Raw genomic sequence first — 19,680 nt, 5'->3', positions numbered from 1 at the left:
CGATCATCCTTGATCGTGATGAACTCCTGTTCACCACTTGATGGATCCAATCTTACGGAGAGTGAACAAGGCCGGAAATAGCCAAGTGACTCCATCGCGTGTAAGCCTTTCGCTATACCTCACTGATTCGGGGCTGAGCACCTGCAGGGAGGGCAGTTATTCTGGCGTCAGGAAAAATGTCGAGTCGTACAGGTTTTGTCGGCAGCAAAAAACGCAGGCAATAAAAAACCCGCCGAAGCGGGTTTGTACCAAGACCATTCCAACTCCCTGTCGGCTGCCTTCCCGGCGATGGTCGATCGTCCCTGATCCTGGTGAACTCCTTGTTCACCAGTTGTTGGATCCAATGCTACTGGCCTGGCCGAGGTTGCAAAATAGCCAACGTGCCCTGCTGCGTGTAAGCCTTTTGCTATACGTGTGTGGGAATTGGTCTAATGCGGATCACGTTCATGCAGCCTGGAAAGGTCTGCAGGCCTTTAAAATAAAGGCCCTTGGGGCGACAGGGCAGGTTCAGGGTGAAAACGTCGCTGCTATCTCGCAATAGCGCTGCTCGACGTTTTTACTCGCTTCATCGTGGTTGCGGGCCACGCGTCTGGTCCACTCACGGCATTGTTCTTTGAAGTTGACCTGCGCCGATTTGCGGCACTCGCGTCGTTCCAGTGAGTGAATGGCGAAGTTTTCACAGACGCTGTCGCCGTCGATGGTGTTGCCGTACACCCGCCATTGCGCGCTATAGCGATTGCGTCCGTCCCACTCGCGGATTGAAACGGTTGCCACGCTGTAAGGCCTGGAGGGTCGAGCGGAGGTGCGCGTTGTGTTGGCCTTGAAGTCCGCCATGTAGTCCGCAGAGACCATACCTTTGGCCGTTTCCGCCTGAGCGGGGCGCGGGACCTGGCCGAATCGGCAGTTCACGACGCTTTCATCGATGACATTGCCGTTTTTGATGCAGTTGTCCAGAGGCTGTACGGCGGCGGGCTGTTCCGGCGTTGCGGCGACAGGCAAAAGCTCTGCCGTCCTGCGTAGCTGCACTGGAGGTGCGCTTGCGACCGCTGCGGGCTGCGCCTCGATCTCGACTGTCTCAGCGTCGGGTGCTCGCTGTTCGACAGGCGCAATGGGCATGGCTTTGGTGCCTCTCACGTTAGAGGCGATCAGCCCGGCCAGGCATGCCGCAAAAACCAAGCAGGCCAGCCAAAGTCCGTAGGGGGATGACCGGCGAGGCACAACGACGCGTTTTCGGCGTGGATGCGAGCCCAGCACGACATCCACCTGGCCTGGCACGAGGCGCTGAATGCGGATAACCCCGTCGTCCTCGGGTTGCTGTATGGATTCCATTCCTGCTCCTGATCAAGCGTTGTCCGGGCGTGATATTAAAACGCTATCGGCTGTGTGTCGGGTTTCTGTAACGCTTCGGCGCTAGGTGCATTTCGCCTGGCGCGCTAAGGTTGTGACCGTTTTGATTTCTGGAGAATGACCGCCCATGCACCAGCGTCTCGAACAGGTATTCGGTTACACGCAGTTCCGGCCGGGGCAGGAGGCTGCCATCAGCGCTGTGCTGGCCGGGCGCTCGGCTGCGGCGATCTTTCCGACCGGATCTGGCAAATCGCTATGTTACCAATTGCCCGCACTGATGTTGCCGAATTTGACGCTGGTGGTGTCGCCGTTACTGGCACTGATTCAGGATCAGCTGGCTTTTCTGCATCGTCACGGTATTTCGGCGGCGAGTATCGACTCGGCACAAAGCCGTGAGGAAGTGGCTGATGTCATGGCCAGGGCGCGTTCCGGCGAGCTGAAGATCCTGATGATCTCGGTCGAACGGCTCAAGAATGAGCGCTTTCGGAACTTCATAGCTCAAGTGCCGATTTCTTTGCTGGTGGTCGACGAGGCGCACTGTATCTCGGAGTGGGGGCATAACTTTCGGCCCGACTATTTGAAGCTGCCCGACTACCAGCGTGAATTCAACATCCCCCAGGCATTGTTGCTGACGGCTACTGCGACGCCGCAGGTCATTGTCGACATGCAGGACAAGTTCGCCATCACCCCCGACGACGTGATCACCACCGGTTTCTACCGCGCCAATCTGCACCTGTGGGTCAAGCCGGTAAGCGGCCGTGACAAGAGACGGCGGCTGGTCGAATGGCTTGATGAAAAGCGCGGACAGCCGACCATTGTTTACGTGACGTTGCAAAAAACCGCCGAATACATCGCCGCACACCTTGAGCAGAACGGGCTGCCGGCCAGCGCCTACCATGCCGGGCTGCCCAACGATCAACGCGAGTCGATTCAAAAGCGTTTCATGGGCGGCAGCCTGAATTGCATTGTGGCGACCATCGCGTTCGGGATGGGGATCGACAAGAGCGACATTCGTAACGTGGTGCATTTCGATCTGCCCAAATCCATCGAAAACTACAGTCAGGAAATCGGCCGGGCAGGGCGCGACGGGGCCGCATCCGACTGCCTGGTGCTGGCCAACCGCGACAGCCTTAACGTGCTGGAGAACTTCGTGTATGGCGACACGCCAGAGCGCGAGGGCATTGCGCGTGTGCTGGATGACCTGCTCAACGCACGCCATGACGGCCAATGGGAGTTTTTGCTCGGGCCGCTGGCCGATCTCAGCAACATCCGCCAATTGCCGCTGAAAACCTTGCTGGTGCAACTGGAACTGCGCGGGATCATCGCGCCGCGTTACGCGTATTTTGCGGAATACCGTTTCAAGTTTCTGCTACAGCCAGATGATCTGATGGCGCGGTTCGAAGGCGAGCGGCAACAGTTTGTTCAGGCGCTCATCGACACGTCCAGCCGGGCGCGTACCTGGGCCACCGTTGATTTCGATGCGATGTACCAGCAATACCGCGCCGAGCGTGGGCGGGTGGTCAAGGCGCTGGACTACTTTCAGGAGAAGGGCTGGATCGAGCTTGAAAGCAAGCAGATGACCGAGGTGTACAGCCTGCTGCGCAGCGATTTTGACCCGCAGGCATTGAGTGCCGAGCTGCACGACTACTTCGCCCATCACGAAGCCACTGAAGTGGCGCGCATTCACGCCATGCTGGAAGTCTTCTCCAGCGATCAGTGCCTGACCCATCGCCTGGCCCGCTACTTTGGCGATCACAACGCCCCTGAGCGGTGCGGGCATTGTTCGGTGTGCCTTGGCGAAGTCGCCCACCTGCCCGAACCACCCGCACTGGAGCCGCTGGCGAGTCGCGACTTTCAGCAACTGTGTGGCGGTTTTATCCACAAGCATCAGGACTATACCGGCCAGCCGCCAAGTGCCGAATGCCTCACACGCTTCCTCTGCGGCATCAGTGTGCCGCTGTTCACCAAGCTGAAGGCCCGTGCGACTGCCGGGTTTGCGGTGCTGGAGGATTATCCGTATGCGCAGGTGAGGGCGTGGGTGCAGGGAATGCTCTAAAACCAAACCGGCCGCTCAAGAGCGGCCGGTTCTGGGTGTATCAACAGTCAGCGAGCAGATCAGTCGCGACCGTGACGGCGATGCCCGTAGTGCTTGTTACGTTTATTGCCACGATACTCACGGCCACCACGATCCCGACGATCATCGCTGCGGCTCTCATTGCCCATGTAGTTACCCAGTGCGGCGCCACCGCCGCCGCCTACCGCCGAGCCGACCAGGCTGCCGGTATTACCGCCAACGCTGCGGCCCAGAACGTTACCGCCTGCTGCGCCCAGACCACCGCCGATGGCGGCTTCTGTACGATTGCGTCGGTCTGCGCCGACCGCGCCACCGGCTGCACCGCCAACGCCAGCGCCAATCGCTGAACCGGTGCTGCCGCCGAGCTGTTGACCGACGGCCGAACCGAGTACCCCACCCAATGCTCCGCCTACGCCTGATTCGAGATTGCCTGCAGAGGCTGTACCGCCGATCAGGGTAAGAGACAACAACAGTATCGAGGAATACTTCATGTATTGAATCTCATAGGGATGACGGCGCGATATTGGTGTCAAGTGAAGAATGTAGCAATTCAAATCCGACGAGTAACACGTTTGCCACAAATAAGCCTAAGTTACTGTTTTGGTTAAGGAACTTAAATGCTAAAAAGCAGTCTCAGGTTACTTGCAAAAGGCCCGTTTCAAATGAAACGGGCCTTTTTTATGGGCGTGCTCAAACCGTTATAAGCGTCAGACAATCCGCGCTGATTCAGCTGAACGCTCAAGACGGATCGCCACGAACTTCGACGTCGGCGTGCTGCTGCCTTCGCCGACGCTTTCCAGCGGCACCAACGGGTTGACCTCTGGATAGTAAGCCGCAGCCTGGCCTGCCGGAATATCGAATGGCAGCAGGGTGAAGCCTTTGACGCGACGTTCGCGATTGTCGCCCCAGATCGAAATCAGGTCGGCTTTCTGCCCCGGCTGGAAGCCTAGGCGAATGATGTCCGCCTCGTTGACGAACAGCACGTCACGCTGACCTTTCACACCGCGATAACGGTCGTCCAGGCCATAAATCGTGGTGTTGTACTGATCGTGGGAGCGCATCGACTGCATGATCAGGTCTGGCACCTCACCGGTCGAGCTGATGCCTTCATGGATCAGCTTCAGCGGCAGTGTGTTGGACTTGAAGTTGGCGCGGGTCGACGCAGTATTCCAGCGGCGCGCACCGGCTGCGTTGCCCAGGTAGAACCCGCCAGGATGCTTGACGCGCTCGTTGAAGTCCTTGAAGCCGGGGATGGTGTCGGCGATCAGGTCGCGAATGCGGTCGTAATCTTCCACCAGCCACAACCAGTCCACCGGCTTTTTGCCCAGTGTCGCGTTGGCGATACCAGCGATGATGGACGGCTCCGAACGCATCTGCTTCGACAGCGGCTGCAACTGGCCGTTGGAGGCGTGGACCATGCTGAACGAGTCTTCCACGGTGACCGCTTGCGGACCGTTGGCCTGGATGTCGATGTCGGTACGACCGAAGCACGGCAGGATCAGTGCGTCCTTGCCATGGAACAAGTGGCTGCGGTTAAGCTTGGTGCTGATCTGCACCGTCAAATCACATTGGCTGAGTGCTTCGGCGGTGCGGTGGCTGTCCGGTGTCGCTTGGGCGAAGTTGCCGCCCAGCGCGATGAACACCTTGGCGCGGCCTTCGGCCATGGCGTGAATCGCCTCGACCACGTTATGCCCGTTGTCACGCGGCACTTGGAACTGGAAGCGTTTTTCCAGCGCATCAAGGAAGAACACCGGCGGGCGCTCGTTGATGCCCATGGTGCGGTCGCCTTGCACGTTACTGTGGCCACGCACCGGGCACAGACCTGCGCCAGGACGGCCAATGTTGCCGCGCAGCAGCATCAGGTTGGCGATTTCCTGAATGGTCGCAACCGAGTGGCGATGCTGGGTGATACCCATTGCCCAGCACATGATGACGTTCTTGCCCTTGGCATACATGCGCGCTGACTGCTCGATGTCAGTCAGTGGCAGCCCGGATTGCTCGACAATTTCTTCCCACGAGGTTTCATCGATGGCCGCCAGGTATTCCAGCACGCCCTCGGTGTGTTCGTTGAGGAATGCGTGATCGAACACCGACGGCTCATTGGCCAGTTGTGCATCACGCTCCCATTGCAACAGGAACTTGGCCATGCCGCGCAATAACGCCATGTCGCCACCCAGGGCTGGGCGGAAGTAGGCGGTGTTGGTCGGGCGGTCGCCGTTGGTGAGCATTTCGACCGGGTGCTGCGGGTGCTGGAAGCGTTCCAGACCGCGCTCCTTGAGCGGGTTGACGCAGACCACCTGAGCACCGCGCTGTACCGCTTCACGCAACGGTTCGAGCATGCGCGGGTGGTTAGTGCCGGGGTTCTGACCGAGGACGAAGATGGCATCGGCGTGTTCGAAATCCTCGAACGTCACGGTGCCCTTGCCGACGCCGACGCTTTGCGACAACGCTACGCCACTGGCTTCGTGGCACATATTCGAACAATCGGGGAAGTTGTTGGTGCCATAAGCGCGCACGAACAGCTGATACAGGTACGCCGCTTCGTTGCTGGCCCGACCCGAGGTGTAGAACTCGGCCATGTTCGGGCTGGGGAGGTTCTTCAGGTGCTTGGCGATCAGCGCGAACGCGTTATCCCAACTGATCGGTTTATAACGGTCGGTTTCTGCGTCATACGCCATCGGCTCGGTCAGGCGACCCTGATACTCCAGCCAGTAGTCGCTCTGCTCCAGCAGCGCGCTGACGCTGTAACGGGCAAAGAAGGCCGGGTCTACACGACGCTTGGTCGCTTCCCAGTTCACCGCTTTGGCGCCGTTCTCGCAGAACTTGACCATGCCGCTTTCCGGCGAATCACCCCACGCGCAGCCCGGGCAATCGAAGCCGCCGTTCTGGTTGGTCTTGAGCATCATGCGCAGGTTCTTCAGCGCGTTGTCACTGCCCAGCCAGGCCTGTGTCACGCTGATCAGTGCGCCCCAGCCGCCTGCCGCACCTTTGTACGGCTTGTAGCGGGGAATGGGTGTCTTGTCGGCTTGATGATGAGTGCTCACGGTTGAATCTCCATCGCAGGGCTATAGACCCGCGGCGCACTGTGCTGCGGCAGGTGAATTAAATTGAGGTTGTGCCGGCGAGCCCATTGCAGGGCAAGTCCGGTGGGCGAAGACAGGCTGACCAGCGTCTGGATGCCGGCGCGCAGTACTTTCTGAATCAGTTCCAGGCTGCAGCGGCTGGTGACGATAGCAACGCCGCCGGTTGTCGAAATATCCTGACGGACAAGTGCGCCGATCAGCTTGTCCAGCGCGTTGTGCCGGCCGATGTCTTCACGGCCCAGCAGCAACTGGCCGTTGCCGTCCATGAACACCGCCGCATGCACGGCGCCACAGTGGCGGCCGAGAGGCTGGAATTCGCCGATGCGCTGGCGCAAGCCTTCGAGCCATTCAATCGGCGGCAAGGGCGCGCCAGGCAAAACGTTCAGCTCAGGCAAGGCCTGCTCGACGGCTTCAACGCCGCACAACCCGCAGCCGCTGGTGCCCGCCAGTTGTCGGCGTTGCTGCTTGAGCTCCCAGAAAGCACGGCTGGCGATTTCGACCTCGGCCTGCATCGCCGAGCCGCTCCCGCTGAGTGTGAAGTCGTAGATTTCATCGGGCGCCGCAATGATGCCGCTGCCAAGGCTGAAGCCGACGATGAAGTCTTCCAGATCGGTCGGGCTGACCAGCATGACCGCCTGGCTGATGCCGTTGTAGGCGATGGCCAGGGCCACTTCTTCGGCAAGCGCATTGCGTGCCGAGTCCTTGCCCTCGAGATTCGAGTAGCTGTAGGACTGGCTTGCTTCGGGGGCTGGCGCGGAAACGGACGCCGAGCTGACCTTGCACGTGACGGGCATGGGCTGTAATACCGGCAGAATGACATCTGCAAGACTAGGCGTCTTATTGCATATCGTCTAATCGCTAGTGCTGATGCCCCGATAGATGACGTCGATCAGCGTTTTAACGGGGTATTTCTGCGACCAGCGCAAAACACGCCTCAGCCAGCGCAGAGCGGGGTGCGCTACGGCGCATGATCAGCCCGAGGCGGGCCAGCGTGCGCGCATCGGCAATCGGATGCAGACGCAAATGTTCGGTGAGCGTTTCCAGCCCGCCATCCAGCGGCATGATTGCGCAACAGAAGCCGCCGTGTACGGCTTGAAGCAACTGATGAACGGCATCAGTCTGGATCAGCGGATGAGGCTGCAGGTTGCGGCTGTGGAAGTTGTGGTCGATTGACTGCCGGAAATGCATGCCGCTGGTCAGCATGCCCAGCGGCAGCTCGACCAGATCAGCCCAGCTCAGCGGCTCTTCACCAAACGAAAAATGCCGGCGGTCATACAGCAGGCCCATGCGTGTGTCGTCCAGGGTCAGCGAATCGAAACGCTCGCTGTCCAGTCGCTCCAGATACGAGACGCCCAGGTCAATGCGGTTGCTCGCCAGTTGCTCCAGGACTTGCTCGGAACTGAGTGACGACAGCTCGAAGCGCAGGTTGGGGTGCAGCTGATGCAGCCGGTGCAGCAACGGTAACGGATCGAAACTCGACAACGGCACCACGCCCAGGCGCAATGTACCGACCAGATGCCCCCGGCACGCGGCGGCCTCAGCCTGCAAGCCGTCGTAGGCGGCCAGGACGGTACGCGCCCACGCCAGCACTCGTTCGCCGGGCGCCGTGAAACCTTCAAAACGCTGGCCCCGATTGACCAGTGGCAAGCCAAGCTCTTCTTCCAGATTGCGCAAGCGCATCGACAGCGTCGGCTGGGTGATATTGCAGCGCGCAGCCGCCTGGCCGAAGTGACGCGTTTCATCAAGGGCGATCAGAAATTTGAGTTGCTTGATGTCCATATTCTCTCCGGTGGGCAGTCCAGACCGCCGATTCTACGCGTTCAGGCTAAATGAGGGTCGAGCAAGCCCTTGATCAGCTCACGATAATCGTCCACTGCGGCGAACTCTTCGGTGTCTTTCGGGCCTTTCTGGCTGTTCGGCTGGCTGACGGCGAGCAGATGGGCCACGCCAAATTGCCGGGCACTGCGCAAGACCGGCAGCGTGTCGTCGATAAACAGGCTGCGTGCCGGATCAAAATCGGTTTCAGCCTGCAAGGCGTCCCAGAATTGTTGGTTTTCCTTCGGGAAGCCGTAGTCATGAGAACTGATCATGCGCTCGAAATAGGGCGCCAGTTCAATGCGCTCCATCTTCAGTGACAACGAATCCCGATGCGCGTTGGTGATCATGATCACGCGTTTGCCGGCCTGCTTGATGGCGGCGAGGAAGGTCTCGGCGTCCGGGCGCAGGGCAATCATGTGCGCGATTTCCCGTTTCAGGTCACGCACCGACAATTTAAGCTCGGTACTCCAGAAATCCAGGCAATACCAGTTGAGCGTGCCTGCGTTGTTTTCGAACAGCGGCTTCAGTTCCAGCCAGGCCATGGCGAAGCTGATGCCGTGCAATTCGGCATAGCGCTGCGGCAGGTGTTGCATCCAGAAGTGTTCGTCGTAATGCAGGTCGAGCAACGTGCCGTCCATATCCAACAGGACGGTATCGATTTCGCTCCAGGGCATGGAAAGCATTCAGGCCTCGTCAGGGGTGGGTGTCGGTCAAGCATATCCGACACAGACATCAGGAAAAGCTCGGTATAGTACCTCGTTCATGTAGAGGAGCCTGTCATGCGTCAGAAACCTACCGTACTTGCTCGCGCCATTGTCGCCAGCAGTCGTCTGTTCCGCGTTGAGGAGCTGCAACTGCGCTTTACCAACGGCGTTGAGCGGACCTATGAGCGTCTGGCCAGCAAAGGCTCGGGCCCCGGCGCGGTGATGATCGTGGCCATGCTGGATGCTGACCACGCCGTATTGATCGAAGAATATTGCGGTGGCACCGACGAATACGAGCTGTCCTTGCCCAAAGGCTTGATCGAGCCGGGCGAAGACGCACTTGAGGCCGCCAACCGCGAGCTCAAGGAAGAAGCCGGATTTGGGGCGCGCCATCTGGAACTGCTCACTGAGCTGTCGCTGTCACCTGGCTACATGAGCCAGAAAATCCAGGTGGTGCTGGCGACCGATCTGTACGAAGAGCGGCTGGAAGGCGACGAGCCCGAGCCGATTCGGGTTGACCGGATCAACCTGCGGGAGCTGTCGAGCCTGGCGCAGAATGCCCAGTTCAGCGAAGGCCGGGCACTGGCTGCGCTGTACCTCACTCGTGACCTGCTCACCCAGCGTGGATTGTTCCTGCCATGACCGATTCGTTGAAAAGCCTGCCCCATCCGTTGCTCGCCCCGGTGATCGAACTGGCCAGGCTGGCAGGCGAAGTGATCCTGCCGTTCTGGCGTGCCAACGTCACCGTAACGACCAAGACCGACGATTCCCCGGTGACCGCCGCTGATCTGGCAGCCCATCAGGTGCTGGTCGAGGGCTTGCAGGCACTTGACCCGAGCATTCATGTGCTGTCCGAAGAGGACGCCGATATCCCGCTCAGTGAGCGCGCGACGTGGCAACGCTGGTGGCTGGTCGATCCGCTGGACGGCACCAAGGAGTTCATCTCCGGCAGCGAGGAATTCACCGTCAATGTCGCGTTGATAGAAAATGGTCGCGTGGTGTTCGGCGTGGTTTCGATGCCGACCAATAACCGCTGCTATTTCGGCGGTGCCGGGCTGGGCGCCTGGCGCAGCGATGACATTGATCACTGCGAGCCGATTGCGGTGCGCAACGAGGTTGGCGACGGGCAGACCTTTACCGTGGTCGCCAGCCGCCGCCACTCCAGCCCGGAGCAGGAGCATTTGCTGGCCGGTCTGGCGAGCGGGCTTGGGCCTTTGCAACTGACCAATATCGGCAGTTCATTGAAGTTCTGCCTGCTGGCCGAAGGGGCTGCCGATTGCTACCCGAGGCTGGCCCCGACCTCGCAGTGGGACACCGCTGCGGCGCAGGGCGTACTTGAAGGTGCAGGAGGCGCAGTGCTGCAACTGGACGGCCAGCCGTTCAGCTACCCGGCCCGCGAATCGCTGCTCAACCCGTTCTTTCTGGCGCTGCCCGCCAAGGCCGAATGGCGCGAAAAGCTGCTCGTGCTGGCGCAGTCCTGAAATCGGGTTGGACGCAGAGCGTCCAGAACGGCGTTCCCACGCAGAGCGTGAGGAACGATAACCTGAGCTATCGTGCGACGCTCCGCGTCGTCATGCTATTCGGGACGCTCCGCGTCACAGCTCTGCGCCGCATCACGTGATTCAGATTGGACGCAGAGCGTCCAGAACGGCGTTCCTACGCAGAGCGTGAGGAACGATAACCTGAGCTATCGTGCGACGCTCCGCGTCGTCATGCCGTTCGTGACGCTCCGCGTCACAGCTCCGCGCAAGCTTCACCTGTGCAACACAAACTGCCCGACAAAGCGCACGGCCTGTTCTTCGCTGTCTTGCGCACTGATGTGGGTGTGCAGGGTCAGGCGGGCGCGGCCTCGGCGTTGGTAGGTGGTGATGAATTTCTCCCATTGCGCGGCGTCTGGCGCGTCGCAGCGGGCGATGGCGTCGCTGCGTACGGGCAGTGGATAACTGATCTGCCCGTCCTGAATCACGATATGCCCGTCGCTGATTCCCGCTTCGCGCAGCCGCAGGTGCAGCCAGCCCCAGCCGGCCAGTACTGCGCCGCAATACAGGCTGCCGCCGAACAGCGTGCTCTTGTGATTGACGTTGGGGGCCAGCGGCAGGTGCAGGCGTAGCGTGTGGTGATGCCAGTCAATCACCCGCATGCCCATTTCACGGGTCAGCGGAATGTCATGGTGCAGCACCCGTTCCAGCTCGCGGGCCGCGCTCTCTTCTGGCTCAATCGGTGTCATCGGATGCTCCGCTGCTGTCACCAAAACTCAAACCGTGCTTGCGCAATTTGTCGTGCAGGGTCTTGCGTGGCACGCCCAGTGCTTCGGCCAGGCTGCGCACCGAGCTGTGCGGACGGGCCAGTTCGGCGGCGATCAAGGCCCGCTCGAAGCTTTCCACCTGATCACTCAAGCCACCGCCCGGCGGCGGTGCCTGCTCTGCATCACCGCCTTCCAGCTCCAGTTCCAGACCCAGCGCGAAGCGTTCGGCGGCGTTTTGCAGTTCCCGGACGTTACCCGGCCAGCTATGGCGCAACAACAGCGCCCGCTGGCCCGGTTTGAGCTCGTGCTTGGGAATGCCGTGGCGCATGCTGGCAGCGTCGGCGTAATGCTCGAACAGCATCAACGCGTCTTCACCGCGCTCGCGCAATGGCGGAATACGCAGCGAGGCCACGTTCAGCCGGTAATACAAGTCCGCCCGGAAGCGACCCTGATCGGCAGCCTGACGCAGGTCTTCCTTGGTCGCCGCGATGATGCGGATGTCCAGCGGTATCTGCTGATTGCTGCCCATCCGCTCGACCACGCGCTCTTGCAGCAGGCGCAGCAGCTTGACCTGCACATCCAGGCTCATGCTTTCGATTTCATCGAGAAACAACGTGCCGCCGTTGGCAAATTCGAACTTGCCGATGCGCCGCTTCTGCGCGCCGGTAAAAGCGCCAGGCTCGTGGCCGAACAGCTCGCTTTCAACCACCGATTCAGCTAGCGCCCCAGCGTTGATCGCCACGAACGGGCCGGTGCGGCGGTTAGACAAGTCATGCAACGCGCGGGCAACGACTTCTTTGCCTGCACCGGTTTCACCCAGAATCAGCACGTCGGCGCGAGTCCCGGCCAGCGCGCCGATCTGTTCGCGCAATCGCAGGATCGGCGTTGATTGACCGATCAAGCGGGTGCTCAGTTGCTGGCGATCGCTCAGCGCCAGACGCAGGCTGCGGTTATCCAGCACCAGTCGCCGTAACGCCAGGGCGCGGCGCACGCTCTCAAGCATGGCATCACTGGCGAAGGGCTTTTCCAGAAAGTCGTAAGCCCCGGCGCGCATGGCTTTCACCGCCAGTGGTACATCACCATGGCCAGTGATCAATAACACCGGCAGGTCAGGGTCTTGCTCGTGGAGCTGATCCAGCAGCTCCAGCCCGTCCATGCCTTGCATACGGATGTCGCTGACCACCACGCCCGGCCAGTCGCGGCCGATGCGCTCGGCCAGGCCCGTGGCTTCGGGCAGCGACAAGACGTTGAGGCCCGCCAGGTCGAGAGTCTGGCGCAGTGCCTGACGCAGGTGCGAGTCGTCGTCGATCAGCACCACCTGGATCTGGCTGTCGATGGCTGTGTCCGAACTCATGCGGAAAGGTCCTCTGGCGGTTGAAGGTTGGCTCCGGAAGCGCCCGCGCGCAGGCGCAGGGTCAGCAGTGCGCCGCCGCCGGGATGGTTGGCGAACAGCAATTCGCCGCCCAGCGCCCGCATCAGCGTATCGCAGATGGCCAGCCCCAACCCAAGGCCCTGAGTGCGGGTCTTGGTGGTGAAAAACGGCTCGCGGGCCCGCGCCAGCGCTTCCTGAGAAAAGCCGGGGCCGTTGTCACGAATGTACAGGTTGACGCCCTCGGTGGTGTGCTCGGCACTTATCCACAACCTGCGCGGCGGGCCTTTTTCGGTAAGGGCGTCGAGCGCATTGGCCAGCAGGTTGCCCAGCACCTGGCGCAAGCGGGTCTCGCCGGCCTGTACCCAGAGCGTCGCGTCGGGCAGATCGCGGATCAGCTCGACTTCCATGGCACGCCGCCGCTTGGCCAGCAAGGCCAGCGCATCGTCGAGCGCCGGTTGCAGCGCGACACTTTCCGGCGCGTGGCGATCACGTCGGGCAAAGGCCCGCAGGTGCGCGATGATCGAGGCCATGCGCCCGGTCAGTTCGCTGATCAGCTTGAGGTTGCCGCGTGCCTCTTCGGTGCGCTGATGATCAAGCAGCACTTCGGCGTTCTCCGCGTAACTGCGAATCGCGGCCAGCGGCTGATTCAGTTCATGACTGATGCTCGCCGACATGGTACCCAGCGCCGTGAGCTTGCTGGTCTGGACCAGTTCATCCTGAGCCTGCACCAGTTCCTGCTGCGCCTGCTCGCGCTCCAGCACCTCCTGGCGCAGCCTGCTGTTGAGGCCTTCAAGGTCGCTGGTGCGCTCGATTACGCGCATTTCCAGTTCGCGGCGCGCCTTGGCTTCCAAGCCTATACGGTCCAGATAATGGCGACGACGCTGCATCATCAGGCCCAACAGCAGCATCAGCACCAGCAGTGCCGCGCCGCCGATCGCCACCACGGTGCGCACCGGGCGGTCGACCAGTGCGCGGGGTGCCAGAATGTTCACGTTCCAGCCGGTTTCCTCGATGGCCTGGCTTTGGGTCAGCCAGGCATATTCATCGATTTTCAGGGGGCGTGGATCGCGGGTCGGATAGGGCTGGATCGCAATGATGGCCTTTTTCTCGTCGTCCGACAGATCACGGGTCGCCCGAAAACGCCAGTCGGGGTTGGACGTCAGAATCACCACGCCGTTCTGGTCGGTCAAGAGCAGCTGTTCGGGCGTCTTGCCCCACAGGGTTTCGGTGTGGTCCAGATCGACTTTGACCACCAGCACGCCGATGACCCGCTCACCGTCGCGCACGGGCCCGGCAAAGAAATAACCCCGCTTGACCGAGGTGGTGCCCAGACCGAAGAAGCGCCCGGTCCGGCCCGCCAGCGCATCGATGAAATACGGGCGGAACGAGAAGTTGCGGCCGATGAAGCTGTCTTTCTGTTCCGAATTCGAGGCGGCCAGGGTCAGGCCGTTGGCGTCCATCAGGTACATGACGTCCGCACCGGTCTGGCGCGTGATGTCGCTGAGCAGGCGATTGGCGTTTTCCAGTGTCGTGCGGTCTTTCGGCGCCGCCAGTGCGCCGCGCAATGCGGGCAGGTCGCCGAGAATCTGCGGCAGGGTTTCGTAGCGGTGCAAGGTGCCCAGCAGGTTGGCGACGTACAGGTCGAGGGTCTGACGATTCTGGTTGGCCAGCACATTGCGGTAATAGCGCTCGGCCAGATGTTCCAGTGGCCACAGCAGCGGTGCCAGACAAAGCGCAAGCAGGGCAAGGCTGCGCCAGCGGGGGCGGGGCGGCAGAGTGGGGGTCATGGTCATCGATTGGCCGTCGCCGAAGGGTTGACGATGCCTGCTGGCGACGAGTCGCAACAGGCAACAGAAACACCCGGTCGATCCTGACGTGGGCATCCGGCGCGTAGTATGCCCGTCGCCGACTCGTCAGGCACTCAAGGAAACAGGTCGGCTTCTTTCAAGTGCTTGCCTTGCTGATCCTTGGCCGACAGGCTGGGTTGACCGTCGAACTGCCAGTCAATGGCCAGGTCCGGGTCGTTCCAGGCAATGCAGCGCTCGGCCGAAGGCGTGTAATAGTCGGTGGTCTTGTACAGAAACTCGGCATGTTCGCTCAGCACCACGAAACCATGAGCAAAGCCTTCCGGAACCCACAACTGCCGGGCATTTTCCGCGGACAGCTCGACGGCGACCCACTGACCGAAGTTCGGCGAGCTGCGGCGGATGTCCACTGCCACGTCGAGCACCTTGCCGACGGTCACGCGCACCAGTTTGCCCTGGGCGTTCTCGATCTGGTAATGCAGGCCGCGCAGCACGCCTTGTTGCGAGCGCGAGTGGTTGTCCTGCACGAACTGTCGGGTCAGGCCCGTCGCTTCCTGAAAAGCCTTTGCGTTGAAGCTTTCATAGAAGAAGCCTCGTTCATCACCGAAAACTCTGGGTTCCAGAATAAGAACTTCCGGCAATTGTGTGGCAACTACATTCACGTGGCTTCCCCTGTCATCTTCAATAGCAAAAGTTCTGGCGGTCGACAGTTTGCACTGATGTGCGGATGTCGAGAAGGCGGCAATCAGGCAATCAGGTCTTTGTTTTCGCTAAAACCCAGTCGCTCGCCCTGATAACTGCCGTCCTGAACCCTGCGACACCAGTCCAGGTTATCCAGATACCACTGCACCGTCTTGCGCAGTCCGGACTCGAAGGTTTCTTCAGGCGTCCAGCCCAGCTCCTTATCAATCTTGTCGGCATCGATTGCGTAACGCTGATCGTGGCCTGGCCGGTCGACTACGTAGGTGATCAAATCGCTGTAGTGCTGAACACCCGCCGGATGTTGCGGGGCCAGTTCATCGAGCAGGGTGCAGATGCCGCGCACCACGTCGATGTTCTTCTGCTCGTTATGGCCGCCAATGTTATAGGTCTCGCCGACCTCACCTTCGGTGACCACTTTGAGCAGCGCCCGCGCGTGATCTTCTACATACAGCCAGTCGCGCACTTGCAGGCCATTGCCGTACACCGGCAGCGGCTTGCCCGCGAGCGCGTTGAGAATCACCAGCGGGATCAGCTTCTCGGGGAAGTGAAACGGACCGTAGTTGTTGGAACAGTTGGTCACCACCACCGGCAGGCCGTAGGTGCGATGCCAGGCGCGAACCAGATGATCGGAGGCAGCCTTGCTCGCCGAGTACGGCGAGCTGGGCGCATACGGCGTGGTTTCGGTGAACAGGTCATCGACGCCGTGCAGGTCGCCGTACACTTCGTCGGTGGAAATATGGTGAAAGCGGAACGCCTGACGTTCGGCTTCCGGCAACTTCAGCCAGTAAGCGCGGGTGGCTTCCAGCAGGCTGTAAGTACCGACGATATTGGTCTGTACGAATTCCGCCGGGCCATCAATGGAGCGGTCGACGTGGGATTCCGCCGCCAGGTGCATGATCGCGTGCGGTGCGAAGCGCTCCAGTGCCGCGCTGACGCTGGCCTGATCACAGATATCGGCCTGCACGAACTCATAGCGCGTGTCGGTCGCAATGGACTGCAACGATTCGAGATTGCCTGCGTAGGTCAATTTGTCGAAGTTCAGCACTTCATGTGGGGTGTTGTTGATCAGGTGACGGATCAGTGCAGAACCGATAAAACCTGCGCCCCCGGTAACGAGTATTCGCATGAACTGACCTTCTTGAGGTTTTTAAAGTAGTGCAGCATAGCTGCTTGATCACGTATGTCAGGATCTGACAATTAAACCCGAGTGGGGCGTCGAATAAAACTGCCGTTGTTTTATCGACACTGAAGTGCTTAATCGGATCGGTGATGCACGCCAATGCCCTATAGTTGTTCGGTTGCCCATCACGCGTTATCCAAGGCCTCGGGGCCTTACCAAACAGAGGTCATGATGCCACTCGCCACGCTCATCCGCCGCTCCAGCCTGCCTTGCCCCGCCGTCAGTGTTGATCAGGCGCAGCAATTGCTCATGCAACATTACGGGTTGAGCGGCACGTTAAGCACGTTGGGCAGCCAGCAGGATCGAAATTTTCTGCTGCAAACCGACACGCGGCGTTATGTCCTTAAAATCTGCCACGGGGCTTATTCGACGGCCGAACTGAATGCCCAGCACGCGGCGTTGCAACACCTGACCCGCCACGGTGCGGTCAGCGTGCCAGGCGTGATCCGTGCCAATGACACCGAGCAGCTATTGTCCATCGACGTCGATGGGCAGGCGGTGCATATGCGCTTGCTGGAGTTTATCGACGGGCAATCGCTGGGGCATGTCGGGCATCTGAGCCATGAAGTCGTGGTCGGGCTGGGCGAGCTGTGTGCCCGGGTCGATCTGGCGCTGGCCGATTTCGAGCACCCCGGCTTGGAGCGCACTCTGCAATGGGACCCGCGTCATGCCCATGCGTTGATCAGGCATTTATTGCCGGTGCTCAAGGATGCCGACGCCCGTGCCTGCGTGATCGAAGCGGCCGAGCAGGCTCATCGCTGTCTGCTGCCATTGATTCCGGCGCTGCCGATGCAGGCGGTGCATCTGGATATCACCGAGCACAACGTGGTCTGGCTGCGTGACAGTCGTCGCCAGTGGCAAATGCAAGGGTTGATCGATTTCGGCGATCTGGTCCGCACCTGGCGAGTCGCCGACCTGTCGGTCACCTGCGCCGCACTGTTGCATCATGCCGAAGGCGACCCGCTCTACATCCTGCCGGCGATTCGTGCCTATCAGGCGCTCAACCCGCTAAAGACTGAAGAACTGCAGGCACTCTGGCCACTGATCGTCGCGCGTTCCGCCGTGCTGGTGCTCAGCAGCGAACAACAGGCACGTGTCGAGCCTGACAACACTTACATCCAGGCTAACCTGGCGGGCGAATGGAACATCTTCGACGTCGCTACGTCGGTGCCGATGGCGTTGATGGAGGCGGCGATCCTGCAGGCCGTGGGGGCGGATTTGCCGTCTGTCGCTCAGCCCGTTTATCAGCCTTTGCTGCCCGGTCTGCAAGGGCTCAAGCCGACGCTGGTCGATCTGGGCGTGCTCAGTGAGCATTTCGTCGCGGGCAACTGGGAGCAGAGCGGTATCGATGAATACCTGCTTTCGCAAGCGGCCGGGGACGATGGGCTGGCGGTCAGCCGTTTCGGTGAATACCGCCTGTCACGCACCTTGCCTGGCTGCGCGAATGAGCCCGAAACATATGCCTTGCATGTCGAACTGCACGTGCCTGCCGAGACAGCGCTGCATGCGCCGTTCAACGGCACGATACGCCTGACGGCCGACGCCGCCTTGTCGCTGGTGGGCGACGGAATCATTTTGAAACTGTGGGGTGTGCTGCCGGATGCTGCGCTGTCCGCCCAGGTTCAGGCAGGCGCGCTGATCGGGCAGGGTGGTGGTTCGCTGTTGTTGCAATTGTGTACGGCGCCAGACCTTAGCCCGCCGTTGTTCACCACGCCATCCTGGGCCGCAGCCTGGCGCAGGTTCTGCCCATCGCCTTCTGCCTTGCTCGGCTTTGACTGCGACGCGCCAGCGCTTGAAGACGCCGGCGTGTTGCTGGCTCGCCGTGATGCCAGTTTCGCTCGCTCACAGAAGCACTATTATCACGCGCCGCCGCAGATCGAGCGTGGCTGGCGCAATCACCTGATCGACATGCACGGCCGCTCGTATCTGGACATGCTCAACAACGTCGCCGTTCTCGGCCACGGTCATCCGCGCATGGCCCACGAAGCGGCTCGGCAGTGGTCGTTGCTCAACACCAACTCGCGCTTCCATTACGCGTCGATTGCCGAGTTTTCCGAGCGTCTGCTCCAAGTGGCACCTGACGGCATGGACCGGGTGTTTCTGGTCAACAGCGGCACCGAGGCCAATGATCTGGCCATCCGGCTGGCGTGGGCCTACAGCGGCGGGCGCGACATGCTCAGCGTGCTGGAGGCTTATCACGGCTGGTCGGTGGCGACCGATGCGATCTCCACCTCGATTGCCGACAACCCGCAGGCGCTCAGTACCCGCCCGGACTGGGTGCATCCGGTCACAGCACCTAACACTTATCGCGGGCCGTTTCGTGGTGCGGACAGTGCCCCGGAGTACGTGCGCAGTGTCGATCAAGTGCTGGCAACGCTGGCCGGGCAACAGCGGCAAGTGGCGGGCTTCATCTGCGAGCCGGTGTATGGCAACGCGGGCGGGATTTGCTTGCCGCCGGGCTATCTGCAACAGGTTTATCAAAAAGTCCGCGCTGCGGGTGGCGTGTGCATTGCGGATGAAGTACAGGTGGGTTATGGCCGTCTCGGTCATTACTTCTGGGGCTTCGAGGAGCAGGGCGTGGTGCCGGACATCATCAGCATGGCCAAAGGCATGGGTAACGGCCATCCGCTGGGCGCGGTCATCACCCGTCGTGAGGTTGCCGAGGCGCTGGAGGCCGAGGGCTATTTCTTCTCTTCCTCTGGCGGCAGCCCGGTCAGTTGCCGGATCGGCATGGCGGTTCTGGATGTCATGGAAGAAGAAAAGCTCTGGGATAACGCCCGGGTTGTGGGCGACCACTTCAAGGCGCGTTTGCAGGCGCTTGCCGATAAACATCCGCTGGTGGGCGCGGTGCATGGCATGGGCTTCTACCTGGGTGTGGAACTGGTGCGCGACCGCGAGACCCTCGAACCGGCCAGCGAAGAAACCGCCCAGCTGTGCGAGCGCCTGCGCGAACTGGGCATCTTCATGCAGCCGACCGGCGACCACCTGAACATCCTCAAAATCAAACCCCCGATGTGCACCACCCGCCAGAGCGTGGATTTCTTTGTCGATAACGTGTCGAAGGTGCTGGGTGAGCTTGAATAGCGTTGCATCTGAGAGCGGACGCAGAGCGTCCAGAACGGCGTTCCCACGCAGAGCATGGGTACGATAGGTGTTCTTTCGCACGCTCATCGTTCCTCACCCTCCAGCGTGGGAACGCCTTGCGTGACGCTCTGCGTCACATTCATCATGTTCTTCCAGACACTGCTCGTTCCGCATGGTCAGCATCCTCCCAGACACCTCTCGTTCCTCACGCTCCAGCGTGGGAATGCAGTTCGTGACGCTCTGCGTCACACTCGGTTTGAGAACGA

Annotated in this window: 15 protein-coding genes; 4 read left to right on the top strand and 11 right to left on the bottom strand. The window is 60.9% G+C overall.

Features of this window, described 5'->3' with window-relative positions; genetic code table 11:
• Positions 1 to 507 precede the first annotated feature (507 nt).
• Positions 508 to 1,329, bottom strand: coding sequence for a hypothetical protein (locus I9H07_RS23250; protein ID WP_024672765.1), 822 nt, complete (start codon positions 1,327 to 1,329; stop codon positions 508 to 510).
• 145 nt (positions 1,330 to 1,474) lie between these two features.
• Here I9H07_RS23250 and I9H07_RS23245 point away from each other — a divergent pair, with 145 nt between their 5' ends.
• Positions 1,475 to 3,403, top strand: a complete 1,929-nt coding sequence (locus I9H07_RS23245; RefSeq protein WP_236424802.1) for a RecQ family ATP-dependent DNA helicase — start codon at positions 1,475 to 1,477, stop codon at positions 3,401 to 3,403.
• A gap of 59 nt (positions 3,404 to 3,462) precedes the next feature.
• On the opposite strand, the gene I9H07_RS23240 is transcribed toward I9H07_RS23245, so the two are convergent.
• From I9H07_RS23240 to yrfG, 5 genes are all read right to left on the bottom strand, one after another.
• Positions 3,463 to 3,912 (bottom strand): glycine zipper domain-containing protein, encoded by a 450-nt coding sequence (locus I9H07_RS23240; protein ID WP_024672763.1) that lies wholly within the window; start codon positions 3,910 to 3,912, stop codon positions 3,463 to 3,465.
• A gap of 216 nt (positions 3,913 to 4,128) precedes the next feature.
• Positions 4,129 to 6,465, bottom strand: coding sequence for an FdhF/YdeP family oxidoreductase (locus I9H07_RS23235; RefSeq protein WP_236424803.1), 2,337 nt, complete (start codon positions 6,463 to 6,465; stop codon positions 4,129 to 4,131).
• The gene (fdhD, locus tag I9H07_RS23230; protein ID WP_058392723.1) at positions 6,462 to 7,298 is read right to left on the bottom strand and encodes a formate dehydrogenase accessory sulfurtransferase FdhD; all 837 of its coding nucleotides are present in this window, start codon (positions 7,296 to 7,298) and stop codon (positions 6,462 to 6,464) included. The genes I9H07_RS23235 and fdhD overlap by 4 nt, the downstream gene beginning before the upstream one ends.
• A 103-nt stretch (positions 7,299 to 7,401) precedes the next feature.
• Complete coding sequence (locus tag I9H07_RS23225) at positions 7,402 to 8,283, bottom strand: LysR family transcriptional regulator (RefSeq protein WP_024672760.1); 882 nt, start codon at positions 8,281 to 8,283, stop codon at positions 7,402 to 7,404.
• A gap of 41 nt (positions 8,284 to 8,324) precedes the next feature.
• On the bottom strand, positions 8,325 to 9,005 hold the full coding sequence (gene yrfG / locus I9H07_RS23220) for a GMP/IMP nucleotidase (RefSeq protein WP_058392722.1): 681 nt from the start codon (positions 9,003 to 9,005) through the stop codon (positions 8,325 to 8,327).
• A 96-nt stretch (positions 9,006 to 9,101) separates the two neighbouring features.
• Between yrfG and nudE the strand changes: the two genes are divergently transcribed.
• Both nudE and cysQ read left to right on the top strand, forming a co-directional pair.
• Positions 9,102 to 9,668 carry an ADP compounds hydrolase NudE gene (gene nudE, locus I9H07_RS23215; protein ID WP_024672759.1) on the top strand — a complete coding sequence of 189 codons (567 nt, stop codon included), beginning with the start codon at positions 9,102 to 9,104 and terminating at the stop codon, positions 9,666 to 9,668.
• Positions 9,665 to 10,507, top strand: coding sequence for a 3'(2'),5'-bisphosphate nucleotidase CysQ (gene cysQ, locus I9H07_RS23210; protein ID WP_024672758.1), 843 nt, complete (start codon positions 9,665 to 9,667; stop codon positions 10,505 to 10,507). Before nudE ends, cysQ begins: the two co-directional genes overlap by 4 nt.
• Positions 10,508 to 10,779: 272 nt before the next feature.
• On the opposite strand, the gene I9H07_RS23205 is transcribed toward cysQ, so the two are convergent.
• From I9H07_RS23205 to rfbB, 5 genes are all read right to left on the bottom strand, one after another.
• The gene (locus I9H07_RS23205) at positions 10,780 to 11,253 is read right to left on the bottom strand and encodes a YiiD C-terminal domain-containing protein (protein ID WP_236424805.1); all 474 of its coding nucleotides are present in this window, start codon (positions 11,251 to 11,253) and stop codon (positions 10,780 to 10,782) included.
• Positions 11,240 to 12,625, bottom strand: a complete 1,386-nt coding sequence (locus I9H07_RS23200) for a sigma-54-dependent transcriptional regulator (protein WP_236424806.1) — start codon at positions 12,623 to 12,625, stop codon at positions 11,240 to 11,242. Before I9H07_RS23200 ends, I9H07_RS23205 begins: the two co-directional genes overlap by 14 nt.
• Positions 12,622 to 14,430 carry a sensor histidine kinase gene (locus I9H07_RS23195; protein ID WP_058824899.1) on the bottom strand — a complete coding sequence of 603 codons (1,809 nt, stop codon included), beginning with the start codon at positions 14,428 to 14,430 and terminating at the stop codon, positions 12,622 to 12,624. Before I9H07_RS23195 ends, I9H07_RS23200 begins: the two co-directional genes overlap by 4 nt.
• A gap of 134 nt (positions 14,431 to 14,564) precedes the next feature.
• Positions 14,565 to 15,110, bottom strand: coding sequence for a dTDP-4-dehydrorhamnose 3,5-epimerase (rfbC, locus tag I9H07_RS23190; protein WP_058824833.1), 546 nt, complete (start codon positions 15,108 to 15,110; stop codon positions 14,565 to 14,567).
• Between the two features lie 83 nt (positions 15,111 to 15,193).
• Positions 15,194 to 16,276 carry a dTDP-glucose 4,6-dehydratase gene (gene rfbB, locus I9H07_RS23185; protein ID WP_024672684.1) on the bottom strand — a complete coding sequence of 361 codons (1,083 nt, stop codon included), beginning with the start codon at positions 16,274 to 16,276 and terminating at the stop codon, positions 15,194 to 15,196.
• Positions 16,277 to 16,501: 225 nt separating this feature from the next.
• Between rfbB and I9H07_RS23180 the strand changes: the two genes are divergently transcribed.
• On the top strand, positions 16,502 to 19,414 hold the full coding sequence (locus I9H07_RS23180; protein ID WP_236424816.1) for an aminotransferase: 2,913 nt from the start codon (positions 16,502 to 16,504) through the stop codon (positions 19,412 to 19,414).
• Positions 19,415 to 19,680 lie beyond the last annotated feature (266 nt).

Origin of the sequence: Pseudomonas syringae (genome assembly GCF_023278085.1) — a bacterium.
GTDB lineage: Bacteria > Pseudomonadota > Gammaproteobacteria > Pseudomonadales > Pseudomonadaceae > Aquipseudomonas > Aquipseudomonas syringae_Q.
The sequence above is the reverse complement of the archived record's forward strand: the minus strand, read 5'-3'. Positions and strand labels throughout refer to the sequence as shown.

What these genes read in the sequence shown, in the direction of transcription:
- I9H07_RS23250 (WP_024672765.1), bottom strand. Translation starts at nt 1,329, where the DNA reads ATGGAATCCATACAGCAACCCGAGGACGACGGGGTTATCCGCATTCAG.
- I9H07_RS23245 (WP_236424802.1), top strand. Translation starts at nt 1,475, where the DNA reads ATGCACCAGCGTCTCGAACAGGTATTCGGTTACACGCAGTTCCGGCCG.
- I9H07_RS23240 (WP_024672763.1), bottom strand. Translation starts at nt 3,912, where the DNA reads ATGAAGTATTCCTCGATACTGTTGTTGTCTCTTACCCTGATCGGCGGT.
- fdhD (WP_058392723.1), bottom strand. Translation starts at nt 7,298, where the DNA reads ATGCCCGTCACGTGCAAGGTCAGCTCGGCGTCCGTTTCCGCGCCAGCC.
- I9H07_RS23225 (WP_024672760.1), bottom strand. Translation starts at nt 8,283, where the DNA reads ATGGACATCAAGCAACTCAAATTTCTGATCGCCCTTGATGAAACGCGT.
- yrfG (WP_058392722.1), bottom strand. Translation starts at nt 9,005, where the DNA reads ATGCTTTCCATGCCCTGGAGCGAAATCGATACCGTCCTGTTGGATATG.
- nudE (WP_024672759.1), top strand. Translation starts at nt 9,102, where the DNA reads ATGCGTCAGAAACCTACCGTACTTGCTCGCGCCATTGTCGCCAGCAGT.
- cysQ (WP_024672758.1), top strand. Translation starts at nt 9,665, where the DNA reads ATGACCGATTCGTTGAAAAGCCTGCCCCATCCGTTGCTCGCCCCGGTG.
- I9H07_RS23205 (WP_236424805.1), bottom strand. Translation starts at nt 11,253, where the DNA reads ATGACACCGATTGAGCCAGAAGAGAGCGCGGCCCGCGAGCTGGAACGG.
- I9H07_RS23200 (WP_236424806.1), bottom strand. Translation starts at nt 12,625, where the DNA reads ATGAGTTCGGACACAGCCATCGACAGCCAGATCCAGGTGGTGCTGATC.
- I9H07_RS23195 (WP_058824899.1), bottom strand. Translation starts at nt 14,430, where the DNA reads ATGACCCCCACTCTGCCGCCCCGCCCCCGCTGGCGCAGCCTTGCCCTG.
- rfbB (WP_024672684.1), bottom strand. Translation starts at nt 16,276, where the DNA reads ATGCGAATACTCGTTACCGGGGGCGCAGGTTTTATCGGTTCTGCACTG.
- I9H07_RS23180 (WP_236424816.1), top strand. Translation starts at nt 16,502, where the DNA reads ATGCCACTCGCCACGCTCATCCGCCGCTCCAGCCTGCCTTGCCCCGCC.